Origin of the sequence: Photobacterium obscurum (assembly GCF_026191635.1) — a bacterium.
Taxonomy (GTDB): domain Bacteria; phylum Pseudomonadota; class Gammaproteobacteria; order Enterobacterales; family Vibrionaceae; genus Photobacterium; species Photobacterium obscurum.
The window spans coordinates 1-23420 of sequence record NZ_JAKRRW010000031.1; the positions used below are offsets into that span (position 1 = coordinate 1).

Genomic DNA, 23420 nt, shown 5'->3' on the forward strand with positions numbered 1-23420 from the left:
GGTAGAGCGCAACCTTGCCAAGGTTGAGGTCACGAGTTCGAACCTCGTGTGTCGCTCCAATTTCTTTGAGTGTTGTGATAATCATGATACTCCGACTCTGCTGCCAATGCATGATGCATAGGTACGGCAAAACTACTACTGTGAAGTATTAGTCTCAATGCAGCATTCCTGAGTTATTCGACTACCGATAACTTTGTGTGTTGCTCAAAAGTTCCATAACTACGGTTATCAGGAACCATTAGAAGCAGTCAGCTTCAAATACATCATCAGAATATTTACCGAGACAGCCTTTATTGGTCTGGCTCGTTTGTTTTAGGTAAATATGATGCTCTGTAGCCAATACGCTGAAGACGTATTGGTGTCAAATTACGACACATGCTCTTTGATTTTGTTGATGCCAGTAGTCACTCAATATGCTACTGAAAAGGACTTGTGAACCGTATCTGCTCTCTTTATCCAGTATTCCAAATTGCTTGAAAGCTGATGCTTTCTGGGCTGTTGCCCTGCTATCTGGGTAAATCTATCTGTTCGTACACAGACTTATCCACATAAACTAATCTGTGGGTAAGTCGGTTGATTACGTGTGCCGACACCGTGTGAATAACTCCGCACGCCCCTTCTGAAAGAAAAAAATAACAGTTATCACCAAAAAAATATCAACAGCTTAAGGTGTTGATATTGCTGGGCTTTGGTGGCCTTATTCAATACTTATATACAGCTTGATCAATATACCATGGTTTGGGATAACTGTTTTGATTCACAGATCTCGGGCCTGTGTTTAATATTTTATAGGTGGGTATAAATGGGTGGGAATGAAATTGTTTTCCACATTCATGCAGAAGCCTGATTTAGCTCCCACTTTGTATGAGAGCTGAAAGTCGATTACGTCAGATCACAAGACTTAAGCGTCGCGCGGCAAGCCTTTCTCTACGATTCTGATCAGCCTTTTAGTTTTGGCCGGTAGTACTTCAATCGTATTTTCCTGGCGCTTTTCTTGTTGTTTTTGTAGTGCCCACTGGATATGAACCTCAAGCACCTCGTTTTCGCCCTGGCGCTGTTGCAGGGCTGTCATGATATCGGCATGGTATGGGGCGTTACCCATGGCAATAGCTAGGTTTCGTAACCATTGGATATGGCCAATACGACGAATCGCCGAGCCTTCAGTATTTTTTAAAAATTGCTGCTCAGTCCATGCAAAGAGGGTGTGCAGTGGTTGCCGATATAAGCTGTCACGACAATGATAGTCGCTTTCGTCGGTAATTTCCGAGAAACGGTTAAATGGGCAAACTAACTGACAGTCATCACAGCCATATATGCGGTTACCGATCGGCTCGCGAAATTCTTCCGGAATGATGCCGTCAAATTCAATGGTTAGGTAGGAAATACAGCGTCTGGCATCAACCACACCATTTTCGACGATGGCACCAGTCGGGCAGCTGGTCAGGCAGGCGACACACTTTCCGCACTGGTTCTGAGCTGGTGGGTCGACGGGGAGTGGCAAATCGATGAGTAGCTCACCGAGGAAAAACCATGATCCAGCATCTTTATTGAGGATGAGTGAATGCTTGCCTGTCCATCCCAGCCCGGCTTTTTCTGCCAGTGGCCGCTCTAAAATAGGGGCAGAGTCGACAAAAGGACGGTAACCAAATTCGCCGACTTCTTTTTCTATCATCTGGCCAAGGCGCTTCAATCGGTTGCGAATAAGTTTATGGTAATCGCGGCCTAGCGAGTAGCGGCTGATGTAGGCTGTCTCGGGCTTGTTGAGGCTTTGGGCAAATCCTGCTTCAGGTGGCAGGTAGTTCATTCGTACACTGATGACCCGGATAGTGCCGGGGTGCAGCTCGGCAGGGCGAGCCCGCATCATGCCATGTCGGGCCATCCAATCCATTTCACCGTGAAAGCCAGCATCAATCCAACGCTGTAACTGGGCTTCATGCTGTTGAAGATCAATATCGCTGATCCCTACTTGCTGGAAGCCGAGTTCTTTGCCCCATTGTTTGATTTTCTGGGTCAGTTCGCTGTAGTCGATGTTCATGGTCTGATTCACAGTGTGGCTGAATTCTTGGGGGCCGAAGTGTACCACAATCATAATAGCTTTCACTGATATTAGAAAAGTCAGTAGGAATGGGAGCAGAAATGCTTTTTTGACATTGTGCCAAGCTGTAGTTTTGGGCACTATCTGTTCATTATGCGTTTTGCTTGCCCGACTTGGGTTTATATGGGCGGCTGCGAAATAACGTTAGAGGTTCAGAGGTAAAGACATACCATGGTGACTTCACAATTACCGATACAACTATATCTGGCCGAACAGGTTCGCCAGGGGGAACAACTGGCTGCCCAGGCGATGCAGCTAGAGATGTATCAGCTGATGGAAAGAGCTGGCGAGGCGGTATTTTCTGTTTTGCGTCAACACTGCCCTGAAGCTCAATCACTATTGATCTGCTGTGGTGGCGGTAATAACGGTGGTGATGGTTATGTCGTTGCCAGACTGGCTCGAGAGTCGGGCATGACGGTGAGACTGTGGCAACTGGGATGTGCAGAGCGGCTGACCGGCGATGCGGCTGTTGCTCGTGATGCTTGGTTAGCCAGTGGCGGAAAAATCGAGCAGCCAGAGTATACGGTTCCCGCCTCGGTTGAGGTGGTCGTCGATGCGTTGCTTGGTACGGGATTGAAAGGGCGTGTACGTGAAGATAGTGCCGCTTTGATTAATACCGTTAACCAGTCCGGTTGCCCGGTGATTGCCGTGGATGTGCCGTCGGGGCTATGTGCCGATACGGGGGCGGAACTGGGCCCCGTTATTTGTGCCCAGTCGACAGTCACTTTTATTGGGGTGAAGCAAGGTTTGTGTACCGGACGGGCTGCAAACTTCTGTGGTGAGGTTTATTTTTCCGGTTTGGGAGTAGAACAAGCGTTTCAACAGCAGTGTGTACCGTCTTCAAACCGGATAACCTTGCCTGAAATCGAGCGTTGTTTGCCGCCGCGTACGCGTGCGGCGCATAAAGGCGATCATGGTCGGGTGTTATGTGCCGGTGGTGAGCTCGGGATGGCCGGGGCGATCCGCTTGGCGGCAGAAGCCTGCGCTAGAGCCGGTGCCGGGCTAACGGCAGTGATCACTCAACCTGACAATGTGTTGTCAATTGTGACGGCCCGGCCTGAAATAATGGTACAGGGATGGCAGGACAAGGCCCATGAAATCAGCCAGCGGCTCGAGTGGGCGGATGTCATTGTGATAGGACCGGGGCTAGGACAGAGCGACTGGAGCAAAGCGTTATTTTTTCATTTTTCTGCTTGCGATAAAAAAATGATTATCGACGCTGATGGATTGAACTTATTGGCCCTCTCTCCAGACTATAAAAATAATCGTATAATAACCCCCCATCCGGGCGAGGCTGCCCGGTTGTTGAATACGACAGTAGCAATCGTAGAAGCAGACCGCTACGGCGCGGTGCGGTTGCTGCAACAGAAGTATGGTGGTGTAGTGGTATTGAAAGGTGCCGGTACACTGATTTGTGATGGCCAGCAGATCTGGGTATGTACCGCGGGGAATCCGGGCATGGCTACTGGTGGCATGGGCGATGTGTTGTCTGGCATTATAGGTGCTTTGGCAGGGCAGGACTTATCCTTATCAGAAGCTGCCAGAGTAGGCGTTTGGATTCATAGCACAGCGGCTGATTGCTGTGCTCGGGAAGGTGAGCGAGGCTTATTGGCCAGTGATCTTTTTCCTTATATTCGACAATTAGTAAACCCAAGATAAAGATAACAATGCAAACATTTGAAACCCTTCTTGCTGATGAGCAGGCAACCGTAGATTTAGGCCTTCACCTGGCAAAGGCATGTAAACGTCAGACAACCATTTACCTGCATGGTGACTTGGGGGCAGGGAAAACCACCTTCAGTCGAGGCTTTATTCGTGCATTGGGTCACCAAGGCAATGTGAAAAGCCCAACGTACACCTTGGTTGAACCTTATGAGCTGCCGCCATGGCAGGTATACCATTTTGACTTGTACCGCCTTGCTGATCCGGAAGAGCTGGAATTTATGGGGATCCGCGACTATTTCACGGATGATGCGATTTGTCTGGTGGAATGGCCGGAAAAAGGTGAGGGCCTATTGCCGGCACCTGATCTGGAAATTGATATGCGTTATTACGGTGAGCAGCGCAAAGTTGTGATTACCGCTAATAATGATTATGGTCTAGAGTTGATCAAACGTTTGGAGTTGTGTTGATCAGGATGTCATTACGGGCTTTATTGCAGGTTATTGTTCTAGGGATTGGGGTATTTAGCTCGGTAGCCATGGCTAATGAGCTAAAGGGGATCCGTGTTTGGCCAGCCCCCGATGAAACCCGAGTGGTACTGGACTTACAGGACGAGGCGGCTTTTTCCTACTTTACGTTGACGAAGCCGGCACGGTTAGTTGTTGACTTAAAAAAGACTACGCTGAAAACCAAGCTGCCAATAAAGGTGAGCAACAGTGCGGTATTAACCAAAATCCGAAGCAGCGGTGCGCCGGAGAAAGGGACGTATCGCTTGGTTTTTGAGACCAAAGTCGGGACAAACCCGAATATCTTCAAGTTGGCTCCGACCCCTGATGGCCATTACAGCCATCGTCTGGTCTTGGATCTTCCACATAGCAAGAAGGCGGTGAAAAGCCAGCCAGTCGCCCCCAAGAAGTCGGTAACCAATCAGCAGGCTCTGTTGCCTTATGGCAATGATGACATTATTGTCGCCATCGATGCGGGGCATGGCGGGGAAGATCCCGGCTCAATTGGCCCAAGCCGAAAATATGAGAAAAATGTCACTTTAGATATCTCGAAGAAAGTCGCGGCGAAGATTAATGCTACGCCGGGCATGAAAGCGGTATTGACCCGCCAGGCAGACTACTTCGTAAACCTCAACAAGCGTTCGGATATCGCTCGCCGGAATAAGGCTCACCTGCTTGTATCAATCCATGCTGATGGTTTCCACAAACCGCATCCGCGAGGAGCCTCGGTTTGGGTGCTCAATACCCGCCGCGCCAACAGTGAGATTGGTCGCTGGCTTGAGCAGCATGAAAAGCAATCTGAGCTATTGGGCGGGGGCGATGTGCTTTCTGGCGGCAATGATGATCAGTACCTCAGTATGGCCGTGCTGGATCTGCAGTTCAGCCATTCGCAGAAAGAGGGCTACGACGTCGCGAGCCGTGTCTTGAGGGAGCTCAGTAAGGTGACGACGCTGCATAAAAGCAAGCCGGAGCATGCTAGCCTGGCGGTGTTGAAATCTCCGGATATTCCGTCGCTGCTAGTTGAAACCGGATTTATCACCAACCCGAAAGAAGAGCGGTTGCTAAATACCAAGTCGCACCAGAATAAGCTGGCGAATGCCGTGTATAAAGGGGTGCTTGCCTACTTTAATGAGAAACCGCCGGAAGGCACTTTGTTCGCCTCTAGAAAAGGCGGGGTGAAGCATAAGGTAACCTCTGGCCAGTCCCTGAGTGTGATTGCCAGCAAATATGGCACTTCGGTGACGGCATTGAAAAAGGCCAACAACCTGAAGAGCAACACGCTGAAAATCGGTCAGGTACTGGTTATTCCGGGTGGTACGCCAGTGGCTGTTGCCAGTAAGGCATCGGTAAAATCCTCGTCAGTTGAGAAGCGCCCGGTTAAAACGATTACTCACACGGTGAAGCGCGGTGAGTTTCTAGGCAAAATTGCCGCCAATTATGGTGTCACTGTGGCTAGTATCCGTGGGATGAATAACCTACGATCCGACGAGTTGGCCATCGGCCAGAAGTTGAAGATCGACACCAGTAACCGCAAGGCGATTAATCATACGGTTAAGCGTGGTGAGTTTTTGGGCAAAATTGCTTCCCATTATGGGATCAGCGTGAATAGTCTCCGCCAAGCAAATAAGCTAAGCTCAGATAAACTGGCCGTAGGTCAAAAGCTAACTATTCCTAGAAGTTAACCATATCCAGAAGTGAATTATGCCGATTCAGATCTTGCCCGCCCGCCTGGCGAACCAAATTGCCGCTGGTGAAGTTGTTGAACGCCCCGCCTCGGTGGTCAAAGAGCTGGTTGAAAACAGTTTGGATGCCGGTGCCACTAGGATTGATATTGATATCGATAAGGGCGGTAGCCGTACCATTCGTATTCGCGATAACGGTAAAGGGATCCCTAAAGACGAACTTAGCTTGGCGCTGAGCCGTCATGCGACCTCGAAGATCACCTCACTCGATGATCTTGAAGCGATAGTGAGCCTTGGCTTCCGCGGTGAAGCCTTGGCGAGTATCAGTTCGGTGTCTCGCTTAACTCTGACCTCCAAAACTGCTGAGCAGGCAGAAGCCTGGTCGGCGTATGCGGAAGGGCGTGATATGGATGTGCAGCTTAAACCGGCAGCGCACCCCGTGGGCACCACGCTGGAAGTGCTGGATCTGTTTTTTAATACCCCGGCCCGACGCAAATTCCTGCGTACCGAGAAAACCGAGTTCAGCCATATTGATGAGCTGCTTAAACGGATCGCCCTGAGCCGGCTCGATGTCACCATCAACTTGCGCCATAACGGGAAGATGATCCGCCAGTACCGCGCCGCCCAGACACAGGTACAAAAAGAGCGCCGGTTGGCAGCAGTATGTGGTTCCAACTTCCTCAATCATGCATTGGCTGTTGAGCTGGAGCACGGTGATCTCAAGCTGTCGGGCTGGATTTGCAGCCCGCAGGGAGCTAGAGCCCAGAACGATATTCAGTATTGCTACGTGAATGGCCGGATGATGAAAGATAAGCTCATCAACCATGCTATTCGCCAAGCCTATGAAACCAGCCTGGCGGCGGATCAATATGCCGCCTATGTCCTGTTTATCGAGGTCGATCCGCACCAGGTTGATGTCAATGTCCATCCAGCCAAGCACGAGGTGCGTTTCCATCAGGCGCGTCTGGTTCATGATTTTATTTGCCAGGGGTTACAGAGCGCGCTGCAGCAAAGCCTATTGGAGGGCGACGAACACCTGTATCAACCGCCTCAGCGGGCCAGTGCGATCGCCACGCCATCTGCTGAGCCGGCTTCGGTTAATGAAATCTCGGAGCCCTCTCCGCTGATGTCGGCGGTAGCGCGTACCCCAGATTATCCCAGCAAAGCCCAGCCGAGTGAGTGGTTACCCACTTCGAACGAGCCGACATCGTCAGCCCGTTCTCAAGGGCAGGGAGGCCAGCCTAACCGTGCCAGTGAGAATCGTACTGGCAGCCGTAGTTCGTCGGGCGCACCATTTAATCAGAAGGGGCAGGCACGCCAGTTTGGCAATGAAGCGCCGTCTAAACGCGAAGTTAGTGCCTACCAACAACTGATGCAGACGCCTGAGCAGGAGGAGTTCGTTCGTCCTTCTCCGGCACCAACATCAACAGCGGTGGCTTCCCCATCGTCTGCACCAGAGCCGCTTCGAACAAGTTATTCTCAGGAACCGAGTACCTCTGCCATGTCACCGCCGGTGCGGCAGACTGCCATTGATGCACAAAATGGTATTGGCTTGGGCAAGGCACTGTGTCTGAGCGAGCAGCGTTACCTGCTGCTTAGCCGGGATAACGGAGTATTTGTGCTATCGCTCGATTACGCCCAGCGCCTGCGCAGCAAAGGTCAGCTGCATTTGGCTCAGACCGAAGGGTTAAAACCTCAGCCATTACTGATCCCGCATTCAGTACCGGTCGAGTCAGGCATGATAGAATGTGCCGAGCAGCATGCCCAGTTACTCAAGCAACTGGGTATAAATCTTAAAGCCAAGGGCAAAACCGGATTGATTATAATGTCGGTCTGTATGCCGCTTAGGCAGCAAAACCTCCAGCAGCTCATTCCTGCCTTGTTAGGGTATTTGGCCTCGGTAGCCGAGGATCCGGAAGCGCAAGGCTGGGACAAGCTGCTTGACTGGTTGGCATCGCAGCTCGTTATTCCTACCGATGCGTTTAGTTTGTCCCAGGCGATTCAGCTAGTGACTGAACTGGAGCAACTATGGGGAAGCGAGCTTGAACACTATTATCCAAACTTGCTGCGTCCGGTTGACGTTGGCGCAGCAATAGAAGCATTTAACTATGAGTAAGCCATTACCTCAGGCCATTTTTTTAATGGGGCCGACCGCATCGGGCAAGACCGATCTGGCCATTCGATTACGCCAGCAGTTACCGGTGGAGTTGATAAGTGTTGATTCAGCCCTTATCTATAAAGATATGGACATTGGTACAGCCAAGCCAGATGAGCGGGAACTTTCATTAGCGCCCCACCGTCTGATTGATATTCGTGATCCAGCGCAAAGTTATTCCGCTGCAGACTTTCGTGCTGATGCACTGAAAGAAATGGCTGATATAGTTGCAGCAGGGCGAATTCCCTTGCTGGTTGGTGGTACTATGTTGTACTACAAGGCTTTACTGGAAGGTTTATCGCCATTGCCAGCCGCAGATCCTGAGATCCGAGCTGAAATTGAGCGAGAAGCACAAGAGAAAGGCTGGCAGGCATTGCACGAGGAACTGGTGCGGATTGATCCGGTCTCCGGAGCCAGGATTCATCCTAATGATCCGCAGCGCTTATCTCGGGCATTGGAAGTTTTCCGTATTTCAGGTAAAACTTTAACAGAGTTAACCAAGACTCAAGGTGAATCTTTGCCGTACAAGGTTCATCAATTTGCAATAACACCCAAGGATAGGGCTGTCCTACATCAACGGATAGAGCAACGTTTTGACAAAATGATCGAAGCAGGTTTTGAACAGGAAGTTCGTGCCTTGTATGAGCGAGGTGATCTGCACCCCGATCTTCCATCAATACGTTGTGTTGGATATCGACAGATGTGGGATTACTTGGACGGGAATTGTGATTTGGAAGAAGCGGTTTTTCGTGGAATCTGCGCTACCCGTCAATTGGCGAAACGTCAAATTACCTGGCTTCGCGGCTGGAAAGATTTGACGTGGTTGGATAGCAGTGATGTGGATGCTGCGTTACAAACCGTCACAAACTCAGTTAGATGTGATGTTTGATTAGCGTGTATACTCTCAACTGTTTTGCGTATTTTTAATTTTGTTCGTTGCTAAATACAACTACAAACAAATAAGGAAAAGAAATAATGGCTAAGGGGCAATCTTTGCAAGACCCGTTTTTGAATGCGCTGCGTCGTGAAAGAATACCGGTCTCTATTTACTTGGTTAATGGCATCAAACTTCAGGGCCAGATCGAGTCGTTTGATCAGTTTGTGATCCTACTTAAAAACACTGTTAATCAGATGGTATATAAGCATGCGATCTCTACTGTGGTTCCGGCTCGTCCAGTGAACCACCACCATGCAGGCGACCGTCCGGCTCCTGCTGAGCGTTCTCAAGAGAAAACAGAAGAATAATTATTCTTCGATAAGGAGTTGATTGCTTGTTTGACCGTTATGAAGCCGGTGAGCAGGCTATTCTTGTTCATATCAACTTCACGCAAGAAGGGGAATGGGAAGACTTAAGCGAGTGTGAAATGCTGGTCTCCTCGGCGGGAGTGAATACGCTACGTGTTATTACAGGTAGTCGTAAAACTCCCCACCCTAAGTATTACGTGGGCGAAGGTAAAGCACAGGAAATTGCCGAAGCGGTTCGAGCTGAAGAAGCCGAGATCGTGATATTCAACCACTCCCTCTCTCCAGCGCAAGAGCGTAATTTGGAGCAGATATGCAAATGTAGGGTATTAGACCGTACGGGTCTGATCCTCGATATTTTTGCCCAGCGCGCGCGTACCCATGAGGGTAAGCTACAGGTTGAGCTTGCTCAGCTACGCCATATTTCTACTCGATTGATCCGCGGTTGGACTCACCTTGAACGACAGAAAGGTGGTATCGGCTTGCGTGGTCCGGGTGAAACTCAGCTGGAAACGGATCGCCGTTTATTACGAGACCGGATCAAAACAATCTTACGTAGATTGGAAAAGGTTTCGAAGCAGCGTGATCAGGGGCGTAGAGCCAGAAACCGGGCTGAAATACCCACTCTCTCATTGGTTGGCTATACCAATGCGGGTAAATCGACGTTGTTCAACCGAGTCACAAATGCTGGGGTCTATGCGGCCGATCAGTTGTTTGCGACCCTGGATCCAACCCTGCGCAAGATTGACGTTGCCGATGTCGGCCCATCGATTTTAGCGGATACCGTTGGGTTTATTCGTCACTTACCCCATGATTTGGTGGCTGCATTCAAGGCAACACTGAAAGAAACCCAAGAAGCAAGTTTGTTATTGCATGTGGTGGATGCGAGTGATGAGCGTTTTCGCGACAATATTGATGCGGTAAATAACGTGCTGGAAGAGATCGATGCCGATGACGTACCGGTCCTTATTGTGATGAACAAAATCGACAATCTGGATGGGGCCGAGCCGCGTATCGAAAGAGACGAAGACGGGATTCCCCGTCGAGTTTGGGTGTCAGCGATTGAAGGGGTGGGTATCGACCTGCTGTTTGAAGCGCTCACCGAACGTTTGTCTGGCACTATGGTGAAACACACTTTGTGCTTGCCGCCACATCTGATTGGTCGCTATCGCAGTAAGTTTTATCAGCTTGGATGTATTTTGCGCGAAGAATATGAGTCTGATGGCAGCCTGACGATTGATATTCGTTTACCGTTGGCAGAGTGGTCTCGGTTACAAAAAAGAGAAAGTACTTCGTTAGATGACTTTATCGTTGCTTAATGGACTGCTAGAGTAATAAGAAAAACTGTCGTCATATCATATTGATGGAGTTCTATAATGGCGTGGAATGAGCCTGGAAACAACGGCGGCCGTGATAAAGACCCTTGGGGGAATAATAATCGCGGTGGTCGTGATCAAGGTCCACCGGATCTCGATGAGGTTTTTTCAAAACTGAGTCGTAAGTTCGGTGGCATTTTGGGAAATAAAAAAGGACCTTCGGCTGGTGGCAGTGCTGCCGGTTTGGGGGCGATAGCGGTACTAGCTGCTGCGGTATGGGGTTTCTCTGGTTTCTATACCATTGGTGAAGCGGAGCGAGGCGTGGTTCTACGCTTTGGTAAGTTTTACGAGATGGTCGATCCTGGTCTGAATTGGAAGCCGACGTTCATTGACGAAGTGACACCAGTCAACGTTCAGGCTATCCGTTCTCTGCGCAGCTCCGGCCTTATGCTGACCAAAGACGAAAACGTACTGAAAGTTGAAATGGATGTTCAGTACCGTGTGTCAGATGCCAACAAGTATCTGTTTAGCGTGACCAACGCCGATGACAGTTTGCGTCAGGCTACCGATTCAGCACTGCGTGCGGTAATTGGTGACTCGGCGATGGATGAGGCATTGACGACGGGCCGTCAGACTATTCGTGCCAACACCCAGGAAGCGATCGACAAGATTATCCAGACCTATGATATGGGTATTTTCGTTGTCGATGTGAACTTCCAGTCAGCGCGTCCGCCGGAAGCGGTGAAAGATGCGTTTGATGATGCTATCGCAGCGCGAGAAGATGAAGAGCGTTTCGTTCGTGAAGCCGAGGCCTACAGCAATGATATCTTGCCGAAAGCGACCGGTCGTGCGGAGCGTCTGAAGAAGGAGGCTGAAGGTTATTCTGAGAAGGCAATCAACGGTGCGCTCGGTGAAGTGGCACAGTTTGAGAAGCTACTTCCAGAATACCAGGCTGCCCAGGAAGTTACCCGTAACCGCCTGTATCTGGAAACGATGGAACGCGTATACGGCAACACCAGCAAGGTAATGGTTGATTCCAACTCCAGCGGCAACTTGTTGTACCTGCCGTTAGACAAATTGATTAACCCGTCTGAGCAGGGCAGCAAGCCTAAGAGCAGCACATCAAGCGGCTCCTACGGTATTGAGCTTGAGAAAGTCGAAACAACAGCCCCTATATCCACGGCTCCGCGTGGCGATACTGGCCGTCAAGGGAGATATTAATTATGCGTAAGTTAATGATCCCAGTGATTGTCATCTTTATTGCCGCGCTGCTGATGTCGATGTTCATCGTACAGGAAGGCGAGCGCGGTATTGTGGTTCGGTTTGGCCGGATCCTGAAAGACAACAATACTGAAATTGCACGTATCTACGAACCGGGTCTGCACTTCAAGGTGCCGGTATTCGACCGTGTACGTATGCTTGATGCTCGTATCCAGACCATGGATGACCAGGCCGACCGCTTTGTAACGTCAGAGAAAAAAGACGTGATCATCGATACCTATGTAAAATGGCGTATCGAAGATTTCGGTCAGTACTACCTGACAACCGGTGGCGGTGATGCTTCAACGGCAGAAGCGCTACTGAAACGTAAAGTGGTTGATAGCCTGCGTTCTGAAATTGGTTCGCGTGAGATCAAGCAAATCGTTTCCGGCCCTGACCGTAACAGTAATGCTGTTGAGGAGACTTCTGAGTTAGATGATGCTCCTGCTACAGAAATTGTTGCAGAGGTCGCTCCTCGCAAAGAGGTGGAAGGCCAGCGTGATCAAATCATGGCTAATGTACTGGCTGATATCAAGATAAGCGCAATGAAAGACTTGGGTGTTGAAGTGGTTGACTTCCGTATGAAGAAAATCAACTTGCCTGATGAAATCAGTGAGTCTATCTATCGTCGTATGCGTGCCGAGCGTGAGTCTGTCGCGCGTAAGCACCGCTCTCAAGGTCGTGAGAAAGCGGAAGTTATCCGCGCTCAATCTGAGCTGGAAGTGGCGAAAATCCTGGCCGAAGCTGATCGTCAGGCACGTGTTGTACGCGGTACGGCTGATGCAAAAACGGCAGAGATTTACTCTTCAGCGTTCAACAAGGATCCGGAGTTCTATAACTTCCTGCGTTCTTTGAAAGCGTACGAGAACAGCTTCAATTCGAAGAACGATATCTTGGTGGTTGATCCAAATACTGACTTCTTCAAGTACATGAAAGAATCAAGCGGTACTAACTAAGCCGATACTGATAAGCATAAAGACAAGGCTTCGGCCTTGTCTTTTTTTTTGTCGTCAGATAATAATCAGGCATCAATATGCGGTGCCTCTTTTTGTACGATTAGCAAGATAAAGGTAGTAACAATGAGTAAAGCAATCTGGTTAGCTCTAGGTTTAGTGCTGGTTTTTGAAGGGCTTGGGCCATTGCTTGCGCCAAGAGGCTGGCGTGAGATGGTCAGTCAGCTGAGCCAGCAAGATGATAATACCCTGCGCCGAATTGGCGGTTGCTTAGTGGCCGCTGGCAGCGTTATCGCTTACATGATGTACACTAGTATGTAAATCGCCCTGGCATGCAACCGTGACACTCTTCTTGCAGAATTATTCCCTATGGTTAAAAAATGACTGCAAGGCGTCCTTTAAGGTGCTAGAATCCCTTTTTAACTACTGATAGACGAAGAAAGATGGCAAATAATGTAGTCGTTCTTGGCACCCAATGGGGTGACGAAGGTAAGGGTAAGATCGTTGATCTTTTGACCGAAGATGCAAAGTATGTAGTACGCTACCAAGGTGGCCACAATGCAGGTCACACTCTTGTCATTGACGGTGAAAAAACTGTCCTTCACCTGATCCCATCAGGTATCCTGCGTGACAACGTTAAATGTATCATCGGTAACGGTGTTGTACTTTCTCCCGATGCACTGATGAAAGAAATGGGCCCGCTAGAAGAGCGTGGTATTCCAGTTCGTGAACGTCTGTTCCTGTCAGAAGCTTGTCCGCTAATCCTTCCGTATCACATCGCACTAGACCAGGCGCGTGAAATTGCTCGCGGTAAAAAAGCAATTGGTACTACTGGTCGTGGTATCGGTCCTGCTTACGAAGATAAAGTTGCTCGTCGTGGCCTACGTGTTGGCGATCTATTCGATAAAGAAGCATTTGCTGAGAAGCTTAAAGAAGTTATGGCTTACCACAACTTCCAGCTTGAGCATTACTACAATGCCGAGCCTGTAAGCTACGATGAAGTACTTGAGACCATCATGTCTCAGGCTGATATTCTAACTTCAATGGTTATCGACGTAACTAAAGAACTTGATGATGCTCGTCTGCGTGGCGACAAGATCATGTTCGAAGGTGCGCAAGGTACACTACTTGATATCGACCACGGTACTTACCCGTACGTAACCTCTTCAAACACGACGGCTGGTGGTGTTGCTGCAGGTTCTGGTTTCGGTCCTCGTCACCTGGGTTACATCCTGGGTATCGCGAAAGCATACTGTACCCGTGTTGGTGCAGGCCCATTCCCGACTGAGCTATACGATGGTCTAGATAAGCAAGACCCAGTTGGTAAGCACCTAGGTGAAGTAGGTAACGAGTTTGGCGCAACGACTGGTCGTCTACGTCGTACTGGTTGGTTTGATGCGGTTGCTATGCGTCGTGCAATTCAGATCAACTCAATCTCTGGTTTCTGCCTAACCAAGCTAGACGTATTGGATGGCCTGAAAGAAATCAAGATCTGTACTGGCTACAAGACTAAAGATGGCAAAATCCTAGAAGTATCTCCAATGGCGGCTGATGCTTACGAAGATCTGGAACTAATCTACGAAACAATGCCTGGCTGGTCTGAAACTACCTTCGGTGCTAAGTCTCTGGATGCACTTCCACAAGCGGCTCTAGATTACATTGCACGTATCGAAGAGCTAACTGGTGTGCCAATCGACATCATCTCTACTGGTCCTGACCGTAACGAGACAATCATCAAGGTTCACCCATACGGTGAGTAATCATCGATATTGATGAGCATGATTAGAAAAAACCAACCTCTAGGGGTTGGTTTTTTTATGCCTGCGGTTTTACCCGCGCTGGATGGGATGACACACCGTTGATTTCAGTGTGGGCTTTGCTTCCAAATTTGATTAAAGGGAGTTGCGTCAAATTTCTTGCCGTGTAATGAATTGCAGCGGCAAAAAATTGCCGTTTTTTTAATAAAGAGATTAAAGTCTGATCCTTTCTCGCCGATAAGTTATCTACGGTTCAACAGAGATTAGTGAATGAAACTGCACACACTGCTTCTTTCTACATTGCTGGCTGCGACACCTGCCCATGCATTAGAGGATGTAGGTGAGGCGGTCCCGGTATATACCGAAGCAGAACTAATCCGGCTGTTTGACACTAATAGTCAGTTGAAGCAGGTGAAAGCGGATGATTGCCAGCTCGTGCAGGATATTGAAGCACGTGCTATACGTGTTGAATCACCGGCCTACCAATTTCTGTATGGCGATATGCTGGCATGGGGAGTCTGTGTCGATCGTGATGTCGAGCTGGGTGTGTATTACATGCAGTCTGCCGCTCATCAGGGTTCCCCCGCGGCCTTGGAGCAGCTGGGTCGCTACTACGCGACTGGCACCTTGGTTCAGCAGGACCGGGAGCGGGCGATCCCCTACCTGCGAGAAGCCGCATCCATGGGCAATGTCGATGCCCGTATTCAGCTCGCCGAATTATTGCTGAGCAACTACGGCAGTCCGTTGGATTTTGAAGACGCCTATCGCTGGTTGTATAACACCGTTACTGCCAGTCGAACCACTCACAGTAAAATTACCCGTTTGCGTCGCAGCTTGGAAACCCGTATGCCGGGCAATGTCATTGCCAGAGCGAAGCGGCGTGATACTTTTTGGTAAGGCTGCAAGAGTTGATTACCACCAATGTAAAAAGAGAGGCCTGCTGGCCTCTCTTCTGGTTTGGAAGGTTATCTTTTTATTGCCTTTCCGTTGCTTAGAGTACCTTGTGTGGGCCAAAGCACTCATAATGGAGACGATCTTCAGTGATCCCCATGTCAATCAACTGCTTGGCGACATGCTGCATGAAGCCGACAGGGCCACAGAAGTAATAGTGCATCGCGGTGTTTGCTAGCTCAGACTGAAGTTTGCTCAGATCCATCAGGCCTTCATACTGGAAGTCTTCTGCCGGGCGGTCAGAATCAAGTGGTTCGCGGTACCAAGTGGTTGCCGTAATGTGTTCATGCTGCTCGGCGAGAGCGTTGACGTGATTCTTAAAGGCATGCTGGGCGCCACTCTCGGTTGCGTGGAGCCAGTGAACCGGAGCTTGGTGTTCAGTCAGGGTTTCCAGCATTGACAAGGTTGGTGTCAGGCCGACTCCGGCCGAGATCAGGGCGACTGGTGTTGCGGCCTCTACGTCGAGGATGAAATCACCCGCCGGGGCGGCTAACTGAACCTTGTCACCGACTTTTAGGGTGTCGTGCAGGTAGCCAGAAACCTTGCCGCCTTCTTCACGTTTGACCGAAATTCGGTAACTACCGGTACGGGAGGAAGAGGAGAGGCTGTATTGACGGATTTCCTGATATTCAAATTCATCCGGCTTGAGGTAGATCCCCAGGTATTGTCCCGGTTTGAAATCAGAGACTTCACCGTTATCAGTTGGCTTGAAGGTAAAGCTGGTGATCACATCGCTCTCTTGGACTTTTTCTGCCACTTCAAATTCTCGGGTACCTCGCCAGCCACCGTCTTTGCTGGCGTTTTCCTGGTAGATCGCTTCTTCACGCCGGATAAAAACATTTGCCAGAACTCCGTAAGCCTCGGCCCAGGCATCAAGAACTTCCTGACCTGGGGAAAACAGTTCATCAATGGTGGCAAGTAGGTGATCGCCAACAATGGCGTACTGTTCGGCGGTGATCATAAAGCTGGTGTGTTTGTGGGCAATTTTTTCGACCGCCGGCAGTAGGGCGGCCAAGTTGTCGATATTGTTTGCGTAACCGCAGATAGCGTTAAACAGGGCTTCGCGCTGATCGCCGTTGCGCTGGTTACTCATGTTGAAAATATCTTTTAGTTCAGGATTATGGCTGAACATCCGCTGGTAGAAATGGGCCGTGAGCGCCGGACCGGTTTGGGCAAGCAACGGAGCAGTTGCTTTGACTGTATCGATGGTTTTTTGACTTATCATGACTTACTTTACTTTCTTATATTAAAGTTATATTTATAATGCACCTTATAAGTTGTATCTGATCTGTATCTTTTAGTCAATAACCAGATTAAAATGGCAGCAGGAGGAGTTATTGTGCAGCTAACAAGTTTTACCGATTATGGCCTACGGGCCCTGATATACCTGGCAACATTACCGGAAGGGGAGTTGGCCAGTATTTCAAAAGTGACCGAAATTTACAGTGTGTCACGTAACCATATGGTCAAAATTATTAATAAATTGGGCCAGCTCGGTTATGTCGAAACCGTGCGCGGCAAAAATGGCGGTATTCGCCTGGGAATGCCTGCGGACAAAATTATCCTCGGGGACGTGGTACGTGCAATTGAGCCCTTGCAGATAGTGAACTGCAGTGAAGAATTTTGCCATATTACACCGGCTTGCCGCCTGAAAGGGATCTTGGATTCGGCAAGGCTCGCGTTTTTAGCCGAACTTGATCAGCATACGCTGGCCAGTATGATCACGGATAACCCGCCGCTGCGTGTGCTGCTGGATCGTCCTGTCGCATAATTGTGTAGCCAACCAATAACTTCTTAAATTATTCAGTGGAGCAAAGAAATTGAACTTTGCTCCCGTCTGTTCACCTATGGCCCGGATATACTATGGTTATATCTTCGCCAATATGGATCTGCTTATGTCCAAAGGTACTACCGATTTACCGGTCGACCCTTTTCGCGATCGCGAAGCATCAAATTATGAAAACCCAATTCCAAGCCGTGAGATGCTCCTTGAAGTGATCCGCGGCTTTACTGCGCCAGTGAGCCGTGATCAGCTGTTTGCCGAACTCAAGCTTGAGGGTGACGAACAATATGAAGGCTTACGTCGTCGCCTGCGTGCGATGGAGCGGGATGGCCAGCTTATTTTTACTCGTCGTCAGTGCTATGCCTTGCCTGAGCGTCTGGATCTGATCAAAGGCCATGTGATTGGTCACCGCGATGGTTTTGGCTTCTTGCGTCCTGAAGGTACCAGTGCCAAAGAAGAAGACCTACTGCTGCCGCATCACCAGATGCGCGGGGTGATCCATGGTGACTATATCTTGGCCCAAGTGGCGGGTACAGATAAGCGGGGCCGTCGTGAAGGTCGTGTGGTTCGTGTTTTGCAACAATATGCCGGCCAGATAGTGGGCCGCTTCTTTATTGAAGATGGCTTGGGCTATGTGGTCCCTGACGACTCCCGTATTGCCCAGGATATTGTAATCCCTAACGATTATCGTATGGGTGCCCGGATGGGGAATGTGGTGGTGGTCGAGATCAACCAGCGAGCGACTCGTCAGCACAACGCTGTCGGTAAAGTCGTGGAAGTGCTGGGTGAGAATATGGCGCCGGGGATGGAAATTGAGATCGCCCTGCGTACCCATGATATTCCTAATGAATGGCCGAGTGAGGTTGAGAAACAGATCCAGGGACTAACTGAAGAAGTTCCTGAAGAGGCCAAGAAGGGCCGCGTCGATCTGCGTGACTTGCCATTGGTAACCATTGACGGCGAAGACGCCCGTGACTTTGATGATGCTGTTTATTGTGAGCGTAAGAGCTCCGGTGGTTGGCGCCTATGGGTGGCCATTGCTGATGTCAGCCATTATGTTCGCCAGGGCTCTGCGCTGGACAACGAAGCGGTCAAGCGTGGTAACTCGGTGTACTTCCCGTCTCAGGTGATCCCGATGTTGCCGGAAGTACTGTCGAACGGCTTATGTTCACTCAATCCGCAGGTCGATCGCCTGTGTATGGTTTGTGAAATGACCATCTCGGAAAGCGGTAAGCTGTCGGGTTACAAGCATTACGAAGCCGTAATGAACTCCCATGCTCGCCTGACCTATACCAAGGTTAGCAGCATGCTGGAAGGCAACGAGGAGCTGCGTGAGCGTTATGCGCCACTGGTACCGCACCTTGAAGAGCTGTACAGCATGTATAAAGTGCTGAAGACAGAGCGTGAATCGCGTGGTGCGATTGAGTTTGAAACGGTAGAAACCAAGTTTATTTTCAATGCGGACCGCAAGATTGACCGCATTGTGCCGGCTGAACGTAATGATGCGCATAAGATCATCGAAGAATGTATGATCCTGGCCAATATCGCCTCTGCACGTTTTGTCGAGAAGGCCAAAGAGCCAGCCCTTTACCGGGTGCATGATGCGCCGGGCGAAGAGCGCCTGATCGGCTTCCGTGATTTTCTTGGCGAACTGAGCCTGAACCTGTCGGGTGGGTTGGAGCCTTCACCACGTGACTATGCCGAGCTGGCGACGCTGATCCAGAACCGTCCGGACAAAGAGCTGATCCAGACCATGCTGCTGCGCTCGATGAAGCAGGCGGTGTACCAGGCCGATAACATTGGCCACTTTGGTTTGGCATTGAAGCAGTACGCGCACTTTACCTCGCCAATCCGCCGTTACCCGGATCTGACCTTGCACCGTGCGCTTAAGTATCTGATTGCCAAGAAAGAAGGTAAGAATACCGATCGCTGGACACCGACGGGCGGCTACCATTATTCGTTTGATGATATGGATGTATTGGGCGAGCAGTGCTCGATGACCGAACGCAGGGCCGATGATGCAACCCGTGATGTGGCTGACTGGCTGAAGTGTGAGTACATGCAGGATCATGTCGGCGACGAGTTTGACGGCGTGATTGCCAACGTAACAGGCTTTGGTTTCTTTGTTCGTCTCAACGAGCTGAACATTGATGGCTTGGTCCATATTTCCAACCTGGCCAACGACTACTACCAGTACGATGCAATTGGCCAGCGACTGATTGGTGATAGCTCCGGACAGGTCTACCGTCTGGGTGATACGGTTAAAGTAAAAGTGGCCTCAATTAACCTTAATGACCGCCAGATTGACTTTGATATCGTCGGTAGTACCCGTAAACCTCGTGGTGCGGGCAAGACTGCCAAAAACCGAGAAAAGAAGCAGCGGATGCGCAAGGCTGAAGGTTTGCAGCGCCAGAGCATGAAAGTCTATCGTGTCGAGGATGGTGAGGCACAGCAAGAGCACCGTAGCAAGTCGAAAAAAGAGCGTAGCTCGGTACGTCAGAAGCTGAAGGCGGGAGCGATCCCACGTCTTGAGGACGATAAAGCCCCTAAAGGCAAAGCGGACGACAAGAAGAAAGCCAAGAAAAAATCGACCAAGAAACGCAAGCAACGAGCTGGTAAAAAAGAACGCGCAGCGAAGAAGAACTAAGACATGAGTAATCAAGTAATTTTCGGCATTCATGCCGTCAAAGCCATTTTGGCTTCCGATCCGTCACGCTTCATTGAAGTGTTTGTCCTGAAAGGCCGTCAAGATGACCGTCTGATGCCAGTGCTGAACGAGCTTCAGATGCTGGGCATTACTATGCAGCAGGCAGGCCGTAAGGCGATGGATGACAAAGTGAAGGGCGCGTCTCATCAGGGCATCATTGCACGGGTAAAGCCGGGCAAGCAGTACAATGAAAATGATCTTGATGATCTGCTGGCCGGAAAAGAAAACCCATTGCTGCTGGTGCTGGATGGGGTGACAGATCCACACAACCTTGGCGCCTGTTTGCGTAATGCCGATGCGGCTGGTGCGGTGGCGGTGATTGTGCCTAAAGACCGTTCTGCCCAACTGAATGCAACGGCCAGCAAGGTTGCTTGTGGCGCTGCAGAAGTGATGCCACTGGTTCGTGTGACCAACTTGGCTCGTTCATTGCGCGCACTGCAGGACAAAGGCGTTTGGGTAGTGGGAACCGCTGGCGAAGCCACTCATGATATCTATCACAGCAAGCTGACCGGCCCGTTGGCGATTGTGATGGGGGCCGAAGGCGAGGGCATGCGCCGTCTGACCCGTGAGACCTGTGACGATTTGATCAAAATTCCGATGGCTGGCTCAGTTTCTAGCCTGAACGTCTCTGTGGCGACGGGGATTTGCCTGTTCGAGGCCGTGCGTCAGCGTCAGGACGGCTAAGGGGCAGAAGCCTTATAAGACGGCCCTAGGAAAACAGAACCTAGGCGCTAGCAAGAGCAGAAGCGGAGTTATTATTACGCTTCTGCTTTTTTATTTTGGCCGTTTTTTCGCTAACACTTACCAGCCCAACTTACTCTTCCTGTAAGGGCTAGCCATCTATGCGTCCACGCCTGTTTAGTTTAATGGCTTAAACTCAGTTACTTCCCGCCAAACCTTAAAATTCGCTTGCTTAGATTGCCCATTCTCTGTACTATTCTGCCTCCAAATTCTCGGTTCTTTTTTTAGTTCCTTGCTTCTCCTGGATGACCGAGCCAAATAGAGAAGCTGATTAATCCGTAAGGAGCAACCAATGCGTCATTACGAAATCGTATTCATGGTGCACCCTGATCAAAGCGAACAGGTTGCTGGCATGATCGAGCGTTACACTGGTTCAATCAAAGATTCTGGTGGCCAGATTCACCGTCTAGAAGATTGGGGTCGTCGTCAAATGGCTTACCCAATCAACAAACTGCACAAAGCACACTACGTTCTAATGAACGTTGAAGCTGAGCAGTCTGTAATTGACGAGCTAGAGTCAAGCTTCCGTTTCAACGATGCTGTGATCCGTAACATGATCATGCGTGCGAAAAACGCTATCACTGAGCCATCTCCAATGATGAAGGCTAAAGAAGAGCGTTTCACTAAGCGTGAAGATCGTGCAGAGCAGCCAGCTGCTCCAGCACAGTCTGAAGGCGAAGCAGCAGCTGAGTAATTCTTAGGTGACCAATCGTCTGGAGTTATCTGGCGTTATTGCCAAAGACCCCAAACGAAGCCAGTCCCTGGCGGGAATCCCTCATTGTCACTTTGTGCTTGAGCATCGTTCCTACCAACGGGAAGCCGATTTACCGCGGCAGGTATATTGCTATATCAACGTGGTAGTCAGTGGTAAAGGTCAGCAAGTACTCACGCAAGATTTAGCTGTTGGCAGTCATATTAAGGTAGCGGGATTTATCTCATACCAAACCGGCCGTAACGGTATCGGTAAATTAGTATTGCATGCCGACCACATTGAATTATTTTGTTCAGGAGATTAGCCCATGGCACGTTTCTTCCGTCGTCGTAAATTCTGCCGTTTCACTGCAGAAGGCGTACAAGAGATTGACTACAAAGACGTAGCAACTCTAAAAAACTACATTACTGAAGCTGGTAAAATTGTACCGAGCCGTATCACTGGTACTCGTGCTAAATACCAACGTCAGCTAGCTCGCGCTATCAAGCGTTCTCGTTACCTAGCACTTCTACCGTACACTGACAAGCATCAGTAATCGGTAGCGGTTAAATTAAGTTTAAGAGGACAAGATAATGCAAGTTATTCTACTTGATAAAATCGGTAACCTAGGTGGCCTAGGCGACCAAGTTAACGTTAAAGCTGGTTACGCTCGTAACTTCCTTATCCCACAAGGTAAGGCTGTAATGGCAACTAACGCTAACGTTGAAATGTTCGAAGCACGTCGTGCAGAACTTGAAGCTAAAGTTGCTGAGCAACTAGTAGCTGCTCAAGCTCGTGCTGACAAGCTAAGCGCTCTAGAAGCAGTTGTTATTGCTTCTAAAGCTGGCGACGAAGGTAAGCTATTCGGCTCTATCGGTACTCGTGACATCGCTGACGCTGTAACTGCAGCTGGCGTTGAAGTAGTGAAGAGCGAAGTTCGTCTACCTGAAGGCGCACTACGTACTACTGGCGAATTCGAAATCAGCATCCAGCTGCATTCTGAAGTATTCGCAACTATCAACCTAGCTGTTGTTGCTGCAGAGTAATAGCTTTTAGCGTTGTTAGTAAAAAGCCAGCCTTCGGGCTGGCTTTTTTGTATCTGGAGTTTGGTGAGAAAGATCGTGTTTGGTGGAAAGAGTTGCTTGGCAGGGCGCTTAGATCTTGAACAGCAGGTTGATCGTCATCGTGGAGTCACGCTTTTTCAGCCCATCAGGTACCCAGCTGTTGAGTTTCTGGGTGTTACTGAGTTTAATCGCAATATGTTCGGTGATGGAACTGGTCAGGTTGATCTCAGATTCCAACGTGCTGTTGCTGTTGCCCGCGATACCGGTAAAGCGCGCATTGAGCTCGACGGTTTTGGACGGCTTCCAGGTGAACTTCATATTTCCCCTGAGAATCAATTCATCGACCGTTTCCGGCACAATGATATCGTCATCGTCGATTTCATCAATATTCGGCTCTTGGTGGCGGTAGCCGGGACCGGCTTCCACTTCCATCTGGAAGGTTTCCAGCCGCAATAACTGATAACCGAGACCGGTAGACAATGTGAAATCGGTAAAGTACGGGCCGTAACGGTCATCGATATAGGTCGCGTTGCCCAGTACATAGGTCCGCTCATTGATCTTCATATCACTCTGAAGTTCGATCTGGCCTTTGCGCTTGTCCTCCTCGCCATCTTTTTCTGCCAGCAGGTATTTCGCCTCGGCAGTTTGGCGGTACTGGTTTTTCACGTAAGTAAACGCAACACGGCTATTGAGTGATTCTGAGTCAGAGTTTCCCCCCAGAGACTGATACCCCAGTTCCAACTCGCTTGACCATGGTGGTGGGATCCGTGTCGGCGTGTCGTCGTCGCCCGCATAGGCTGTCGTATTGGCAAGCAGCAACAATATCGGTAAATATCTTGCCAAGCGTCCTCCTTC

22 protein-coding genes are annotated in these 23420 nt (G+C 49.8%); 19 read left to right on the forward strand and 3 right to left on the reverse strand.

The genetic code is table 11. The annotated features are described in order from the left end of the window. Positions 1-901: 901 nt before the first annotated feature. Positions 902-2029, reverse strand: coding sequence for a tRNA epoxyqueuosine(34) reductase QueG (gene queG / locus MD588_RS23770; protein WP_265700399.1), 1128 nt, complete (start codon positions 2027-2029; stop codon positions 902-904). A 237-nt stretch (positions 2030-2266) separates the two neighbouring features. Here queG and MD588_RS23775 point away from each other — a divergent pair, with 237 nt between their 5' ends. The 12 genes from MD588_RS23775 to motX all read left to right on the forward strand — a co-directional run bounded on the left by MD588_RS23775 (position 2267) and on the right by motX (position 15525). Beyond that, positions 2267-3754: an NAD(P)H-hydrate dehydratase gene (locus MD588_RS23775; protein WP_265700337.1), complete on the forward strand. Its 1488-nt coding sequence runs from the start codon at positions 2267-2269 to the stop codon at positions 3752-3754. An 8-nt stretch (positions 3755-3762) separates the two neighbouring features. Further along, positions 3763-4227 carry a tRNA (adenosine(37)-N6)-threonylcarbamoyltransferase complex ATPase subunit type 1 TsaE gene (gene tsaE, locus MD588_RS23780; protein ID WP_265700339.1) on the forward strand — a complete coding sequence of 155 codons (465 nt, stop codon included), beginning with the start codon at positions 3763-3765 and terminating at the stop codon, positions 4225-4227. Positions 4228-4232: 5 nt separating this feature from the next. Beyond that, on the forward strand, positions 4233-5945 hold the full coding sequence (locus MD588_RS23785; RefSeq protein WP_265700340.1) for an N-acetylmuramoyl-L-alanine amidase: 1713 nt from the start codon (positions 4233-4235) through the stop codon (positions 5943-5945). Positions 5946-5964: 19 nt separating this feature from the next. Then, complete coding sequence (mutL, locus tag MD588_RS23790) at positions 5965-8061, forward strand: DNA mismatch repair endonuclease MutL (protein ID WP_265700341.1); 2097 nt, start codon at positions 5965-5967, stop codon at positions 8059-8061. Beyond that, entirely contained in the window at positions 8054-8989 is a 936-nt protein-coding gene (miaA, locus tag MD588_RS23795; RefSeq protein ID WP_265700342.1) for a tRNA (adenosine(37)-N6)-dimethylallyltransferase MiaA, read from the forward strand. Before mutL ends, miaA begins: the two co-directional genes overlap by 8 nt. Before the next feature lie 86 nt (positions 8990-9075). Next, entirely contained in the window at positions 9076-9345 is a 270-nt protein-coding gene (gene hfq, locus MD588_RS23800; protein ID WP_075767857.1) for an RNA chaperone Hfq, read from the forward strand. 26 nt (positions 9346-9371) lie between these two features. Then, positions 9372-10661 (forward strand): ribosome rescue GTPase HflX, encoded by a 1290-nt coding sequence (gene hflX, locus MD588_RS23805; RefSeq protein WP_265700343.1) that lies wholly within the window; start codon positions 9372-9374, stop codon positions 10659-10661. A gap of 57 nt (positions 10662-10718) precedes the next feature. Then, entirely contained in the window at positions 10719-11879 is a 1161-nt protein-coding gene (hflK, locus tag MD588_RS23810) for an FtsH protease activity modulator HflK (RefSeq protein WP_265700344.1), read from the forward strand. 2 nt (positions 11880-11881) lie between these two features. Then, a complete protein-coding gene (hflC, locus tag MD588_RS23815) occupies positions 11882-12874 on the forward strand; it encodes a protease modulator HflC (RefSeq protein ID WP_265700346.1) in 993 nt (330 codons plus the stop codon). A 123-nt stretch (positions 12875-12997) separates the two neighbouring features. Further along, positions 12998-13192, forward strand: coding sequence for a DUF2065 domain-containing protein (locus MD588_RS23820; RefSeq protein ID WP_265700347.1), 195 nt, complete (start codon positions 12998-13000; stop codon positions 13190-13192). Between the two features lie 122 nt (positions 13193-13314). Then, the gene (locus tag MD588_RS23825) at positions 13315-14631 is read left to right on the forward strand and encodes an adenylosuccinate synthase (protein WP_265700349.1); all 1317 of its coding nucleotides are present in this window, start codon (positions 13315-13317) and stop codon (positions 14629-14631) included. 267 nt (positions 14632-14898) lie between these two features. Continuing rightward, complete coding sequence (motX, locus tag MD588_RS23830) at positions 14899-15525, forward strand: flagellar protein MotX (RefSeq protein WP_265700350.1); 627 nt, start codon at positions 14899-14901, stop codon at positions 15523-15525. Between the two features lie 94 nt (positions 15526-15619). Here the strand turns inward: motX and hmpA are convergent, their stop codons facing one another. Next, the gene (gene hmpA / locus MD588_RS23835) at positions 15620-16804 is read right to left on the reverse strand and encodes an NO-inducible flavohemoprotein (protein ID WP_265700351.1); all 1185 of its coding nucleotides are present in this window, start codon (positions 16802-16804) and stop codon (positions 15620-15622) included. A gap of 114 nt (positions 16805-16918) precedes the next feature. Between hmpA and nsrR the strand changes: the two genes are divergently transcribed. From nsrR to rplI, 7 genes are all read left to right on the forward strand, one after another. Next, on the forward strand, positions 16919-17350 hold the full coding sequence (gene nsrR, locus MD588_RS23840; RefSeq protein WP_265700352.1) for a nitric oxide-sensing transcriptional repressor NsrR: 432 nt from the start codon (positions 16919-16921) through the stop codon (positions 17348-17350). A gap of 124 nt (positions 17351-17474) precedes the next feature. Next, the gene (rnr, locus tag MD588_RS23845; RefSeq protein WP_265700353.1) at positions 17475-20009 is read left to right on the forward strand and encodes a ribonuclease R; all 2535 of its coding nucleotides are present in this window, start codon (positions 17475-17477) and stop codon (positions 20007-20009) included. 3 nt (positions 20010-20012) lie between these two features. After that, positions 20013-20753, forward strand: coding sequence for a 23S rRNA (guanosine(2251)-2'-O)-methyltransferase RlmB (rlmB, locus tag MD588_RS23850; RefSeq protein WP_265700355.1), 741 nt, complete (start codon positions 20013-20015; stop codon positions 20751-20753). 349 nt (positions 20754-21102) lie between these two features. Next, on the forward strand, positions 21103-21504 hold the full coding sequence (gene rpsF / locus MD588_RS23855; RefSeq protein ID WP_265700356.1) for a 30S ribosomal protein S6: 402 nt from the start codon (positions 21103-21105) through the stop codon (positions 21502-21504). Positions 21505-21511: 7 nt separating this feature from the next. Further along, a complete protein-coding gene (priB, locus tag MD588_RS23860) occupies positions 21512-21826 on the forward strand; it encodes a primosomal replication protein N (protein ID WP_265700358.1) in 315 nt (104 codons plus the stop codon). A 3-nt stretch (positions 21827-21829) separates the two neighbouring features. Continuing rightward, complete coding sequence (rpsR, locus tag MD588_RS23865; RefSeq protein WP_002539422.1) at positions 21830-22057, forward strand: 30S ribosomal protein S18; 228 nt, start codon at positions 21830-21832, stop codon at positions 22055-22057. Positions 22058-22094: 37 nt separating this feature from the next. Beyond that, complete coding sequence (rplI, locus tag MD588_RS23870) at positions 22095-22547, forward strand: 50S ribosomal protein L9 (RefSeq protein ID WP_265700360.1); 453 nt, start codon at positions 22095-22097, stop codon at positions 22545-22547. Positions 22548-22655: 108 nt separating this feature from the next. Here the strand turns inward: rplI and MD588_RS23875 are convergent, their stop codons facing one another. After that, positions 22656-23408, reverse strand: coding sequence for a DUF481 domain-containing protein (locus MD588_RS23875; RefSeq protein WP_265700362.1), 753 nt, complete (start codon positions 23406-23408; stop codon positions 22656-22658). Positions 23409-23420: the final 12 nt, after the last annotated feature.

Coding starts and splice junctions, on each gene's coding strand:
- MD588_RS23775 (WP_265700337.1), top strand. CDS start 2,267: ATGGTGACTTCACAATTACCGATACAACTATATCTGGCCGAACAGGTT.
- tsaE (WP_265700339.1), top strand. CDS start 3,763: ATGCAAACATTTGAAACCCTTCTTGCTGATGAGCAGGCAACCGTAGAT.
- MD588_RS23785 (WP_265700340.1), top strand. CDS start 4,233: ATGTCATTACGGGCTTTATTGCAGGTTATTGTTCTAGGGATTGGGGTA.
- mutL (WP_265700341.1), top strand. CDS start 5,965: ATGCCGATTCAGATCTTGCCCGCCCGCCTGGCGAACCAAATTGCCGCT.
- miaA (WP_265700342.1), top strand. CDS start 8,054: ATGAGTAAGCCATTACCTCAGGCCATTTTTTTAATGGGGCCGACCGCA.
- hfq (WP_075767857.1), top strand. CDS start 9,076: ATGGCTAAGGGGCAATCTTTGCAAGACCCGTTTTTGAATGCGCTGCGT.
- hflK (WP_265700344.1), top strand. CDS start 10,719: ATGGCGTGGAATGAGCCTGGAAACAACGGCGGCCGTGATAAAGACCCT.
- hflC (WP_265700346.1), top strand. CDS start 11,882: ATGCGTAAGTTAATGATCCCAGTGATTGTCATCTTTATTGCCGCGCTG.
- MD588_RS23820 (WP_265700347.1), top strand. CDS start 12,998: ATGAGTAAAGCAATCTGGTTAGCTCTAGGTTTAGTGCTGGTTTTTGAA.
- MD588_RS23825 (WP_265700349.1), top strand. CDS start 13,315: ATGGCAAATAATGTAGTCGTTCTTGGCACCCAATGGGGTGACGAAGGT.
- motX (WP_265700350.1), top strand. CDS start 14,899: ATGAAACTGCACACACTGCTTCTTTCTACATTGCTGGCTGCGACACCT.
- hmpA (WP_265700351.1), bottom strand. CDS start 16,804: ATGATAAGTCAAAAAACCATCGATACAGTCAAAGCAACTGCTCCGTTG.
- rnr (WP_265700353.1), top strand. CDS start 17,475: ATGTCCAAAGGTACTACCGATTTACCGGTCGACCCTTTTCGCGATCGC.
- rlmB (WP_265700355.1), top strand. CDS start 20,013: ATGAGTAATCAAGTAATTTTCGGCATTCATGCCGTCAAAGCCATTTTG.
- rpsF (WP_265700356.1), top strand. CDS start 21,103: ATGCGTCATTACGAAATCGTATTCATGGTGCACCCTGATCAAAGCGAA.
- rpsR (WP_002539422.1), top strand. CDS start 21,830: ATGGCACGTTTCTTCCGTCGTCGTAAATTCTGCCGTTTCACTGCAGAA.
- rplI (WP_265700360.1), top strand. CDS start 22,095: ATGCAAGTTATTCTACTTGATAAAATCGGTAACCTAGGTGGCCTAGGC.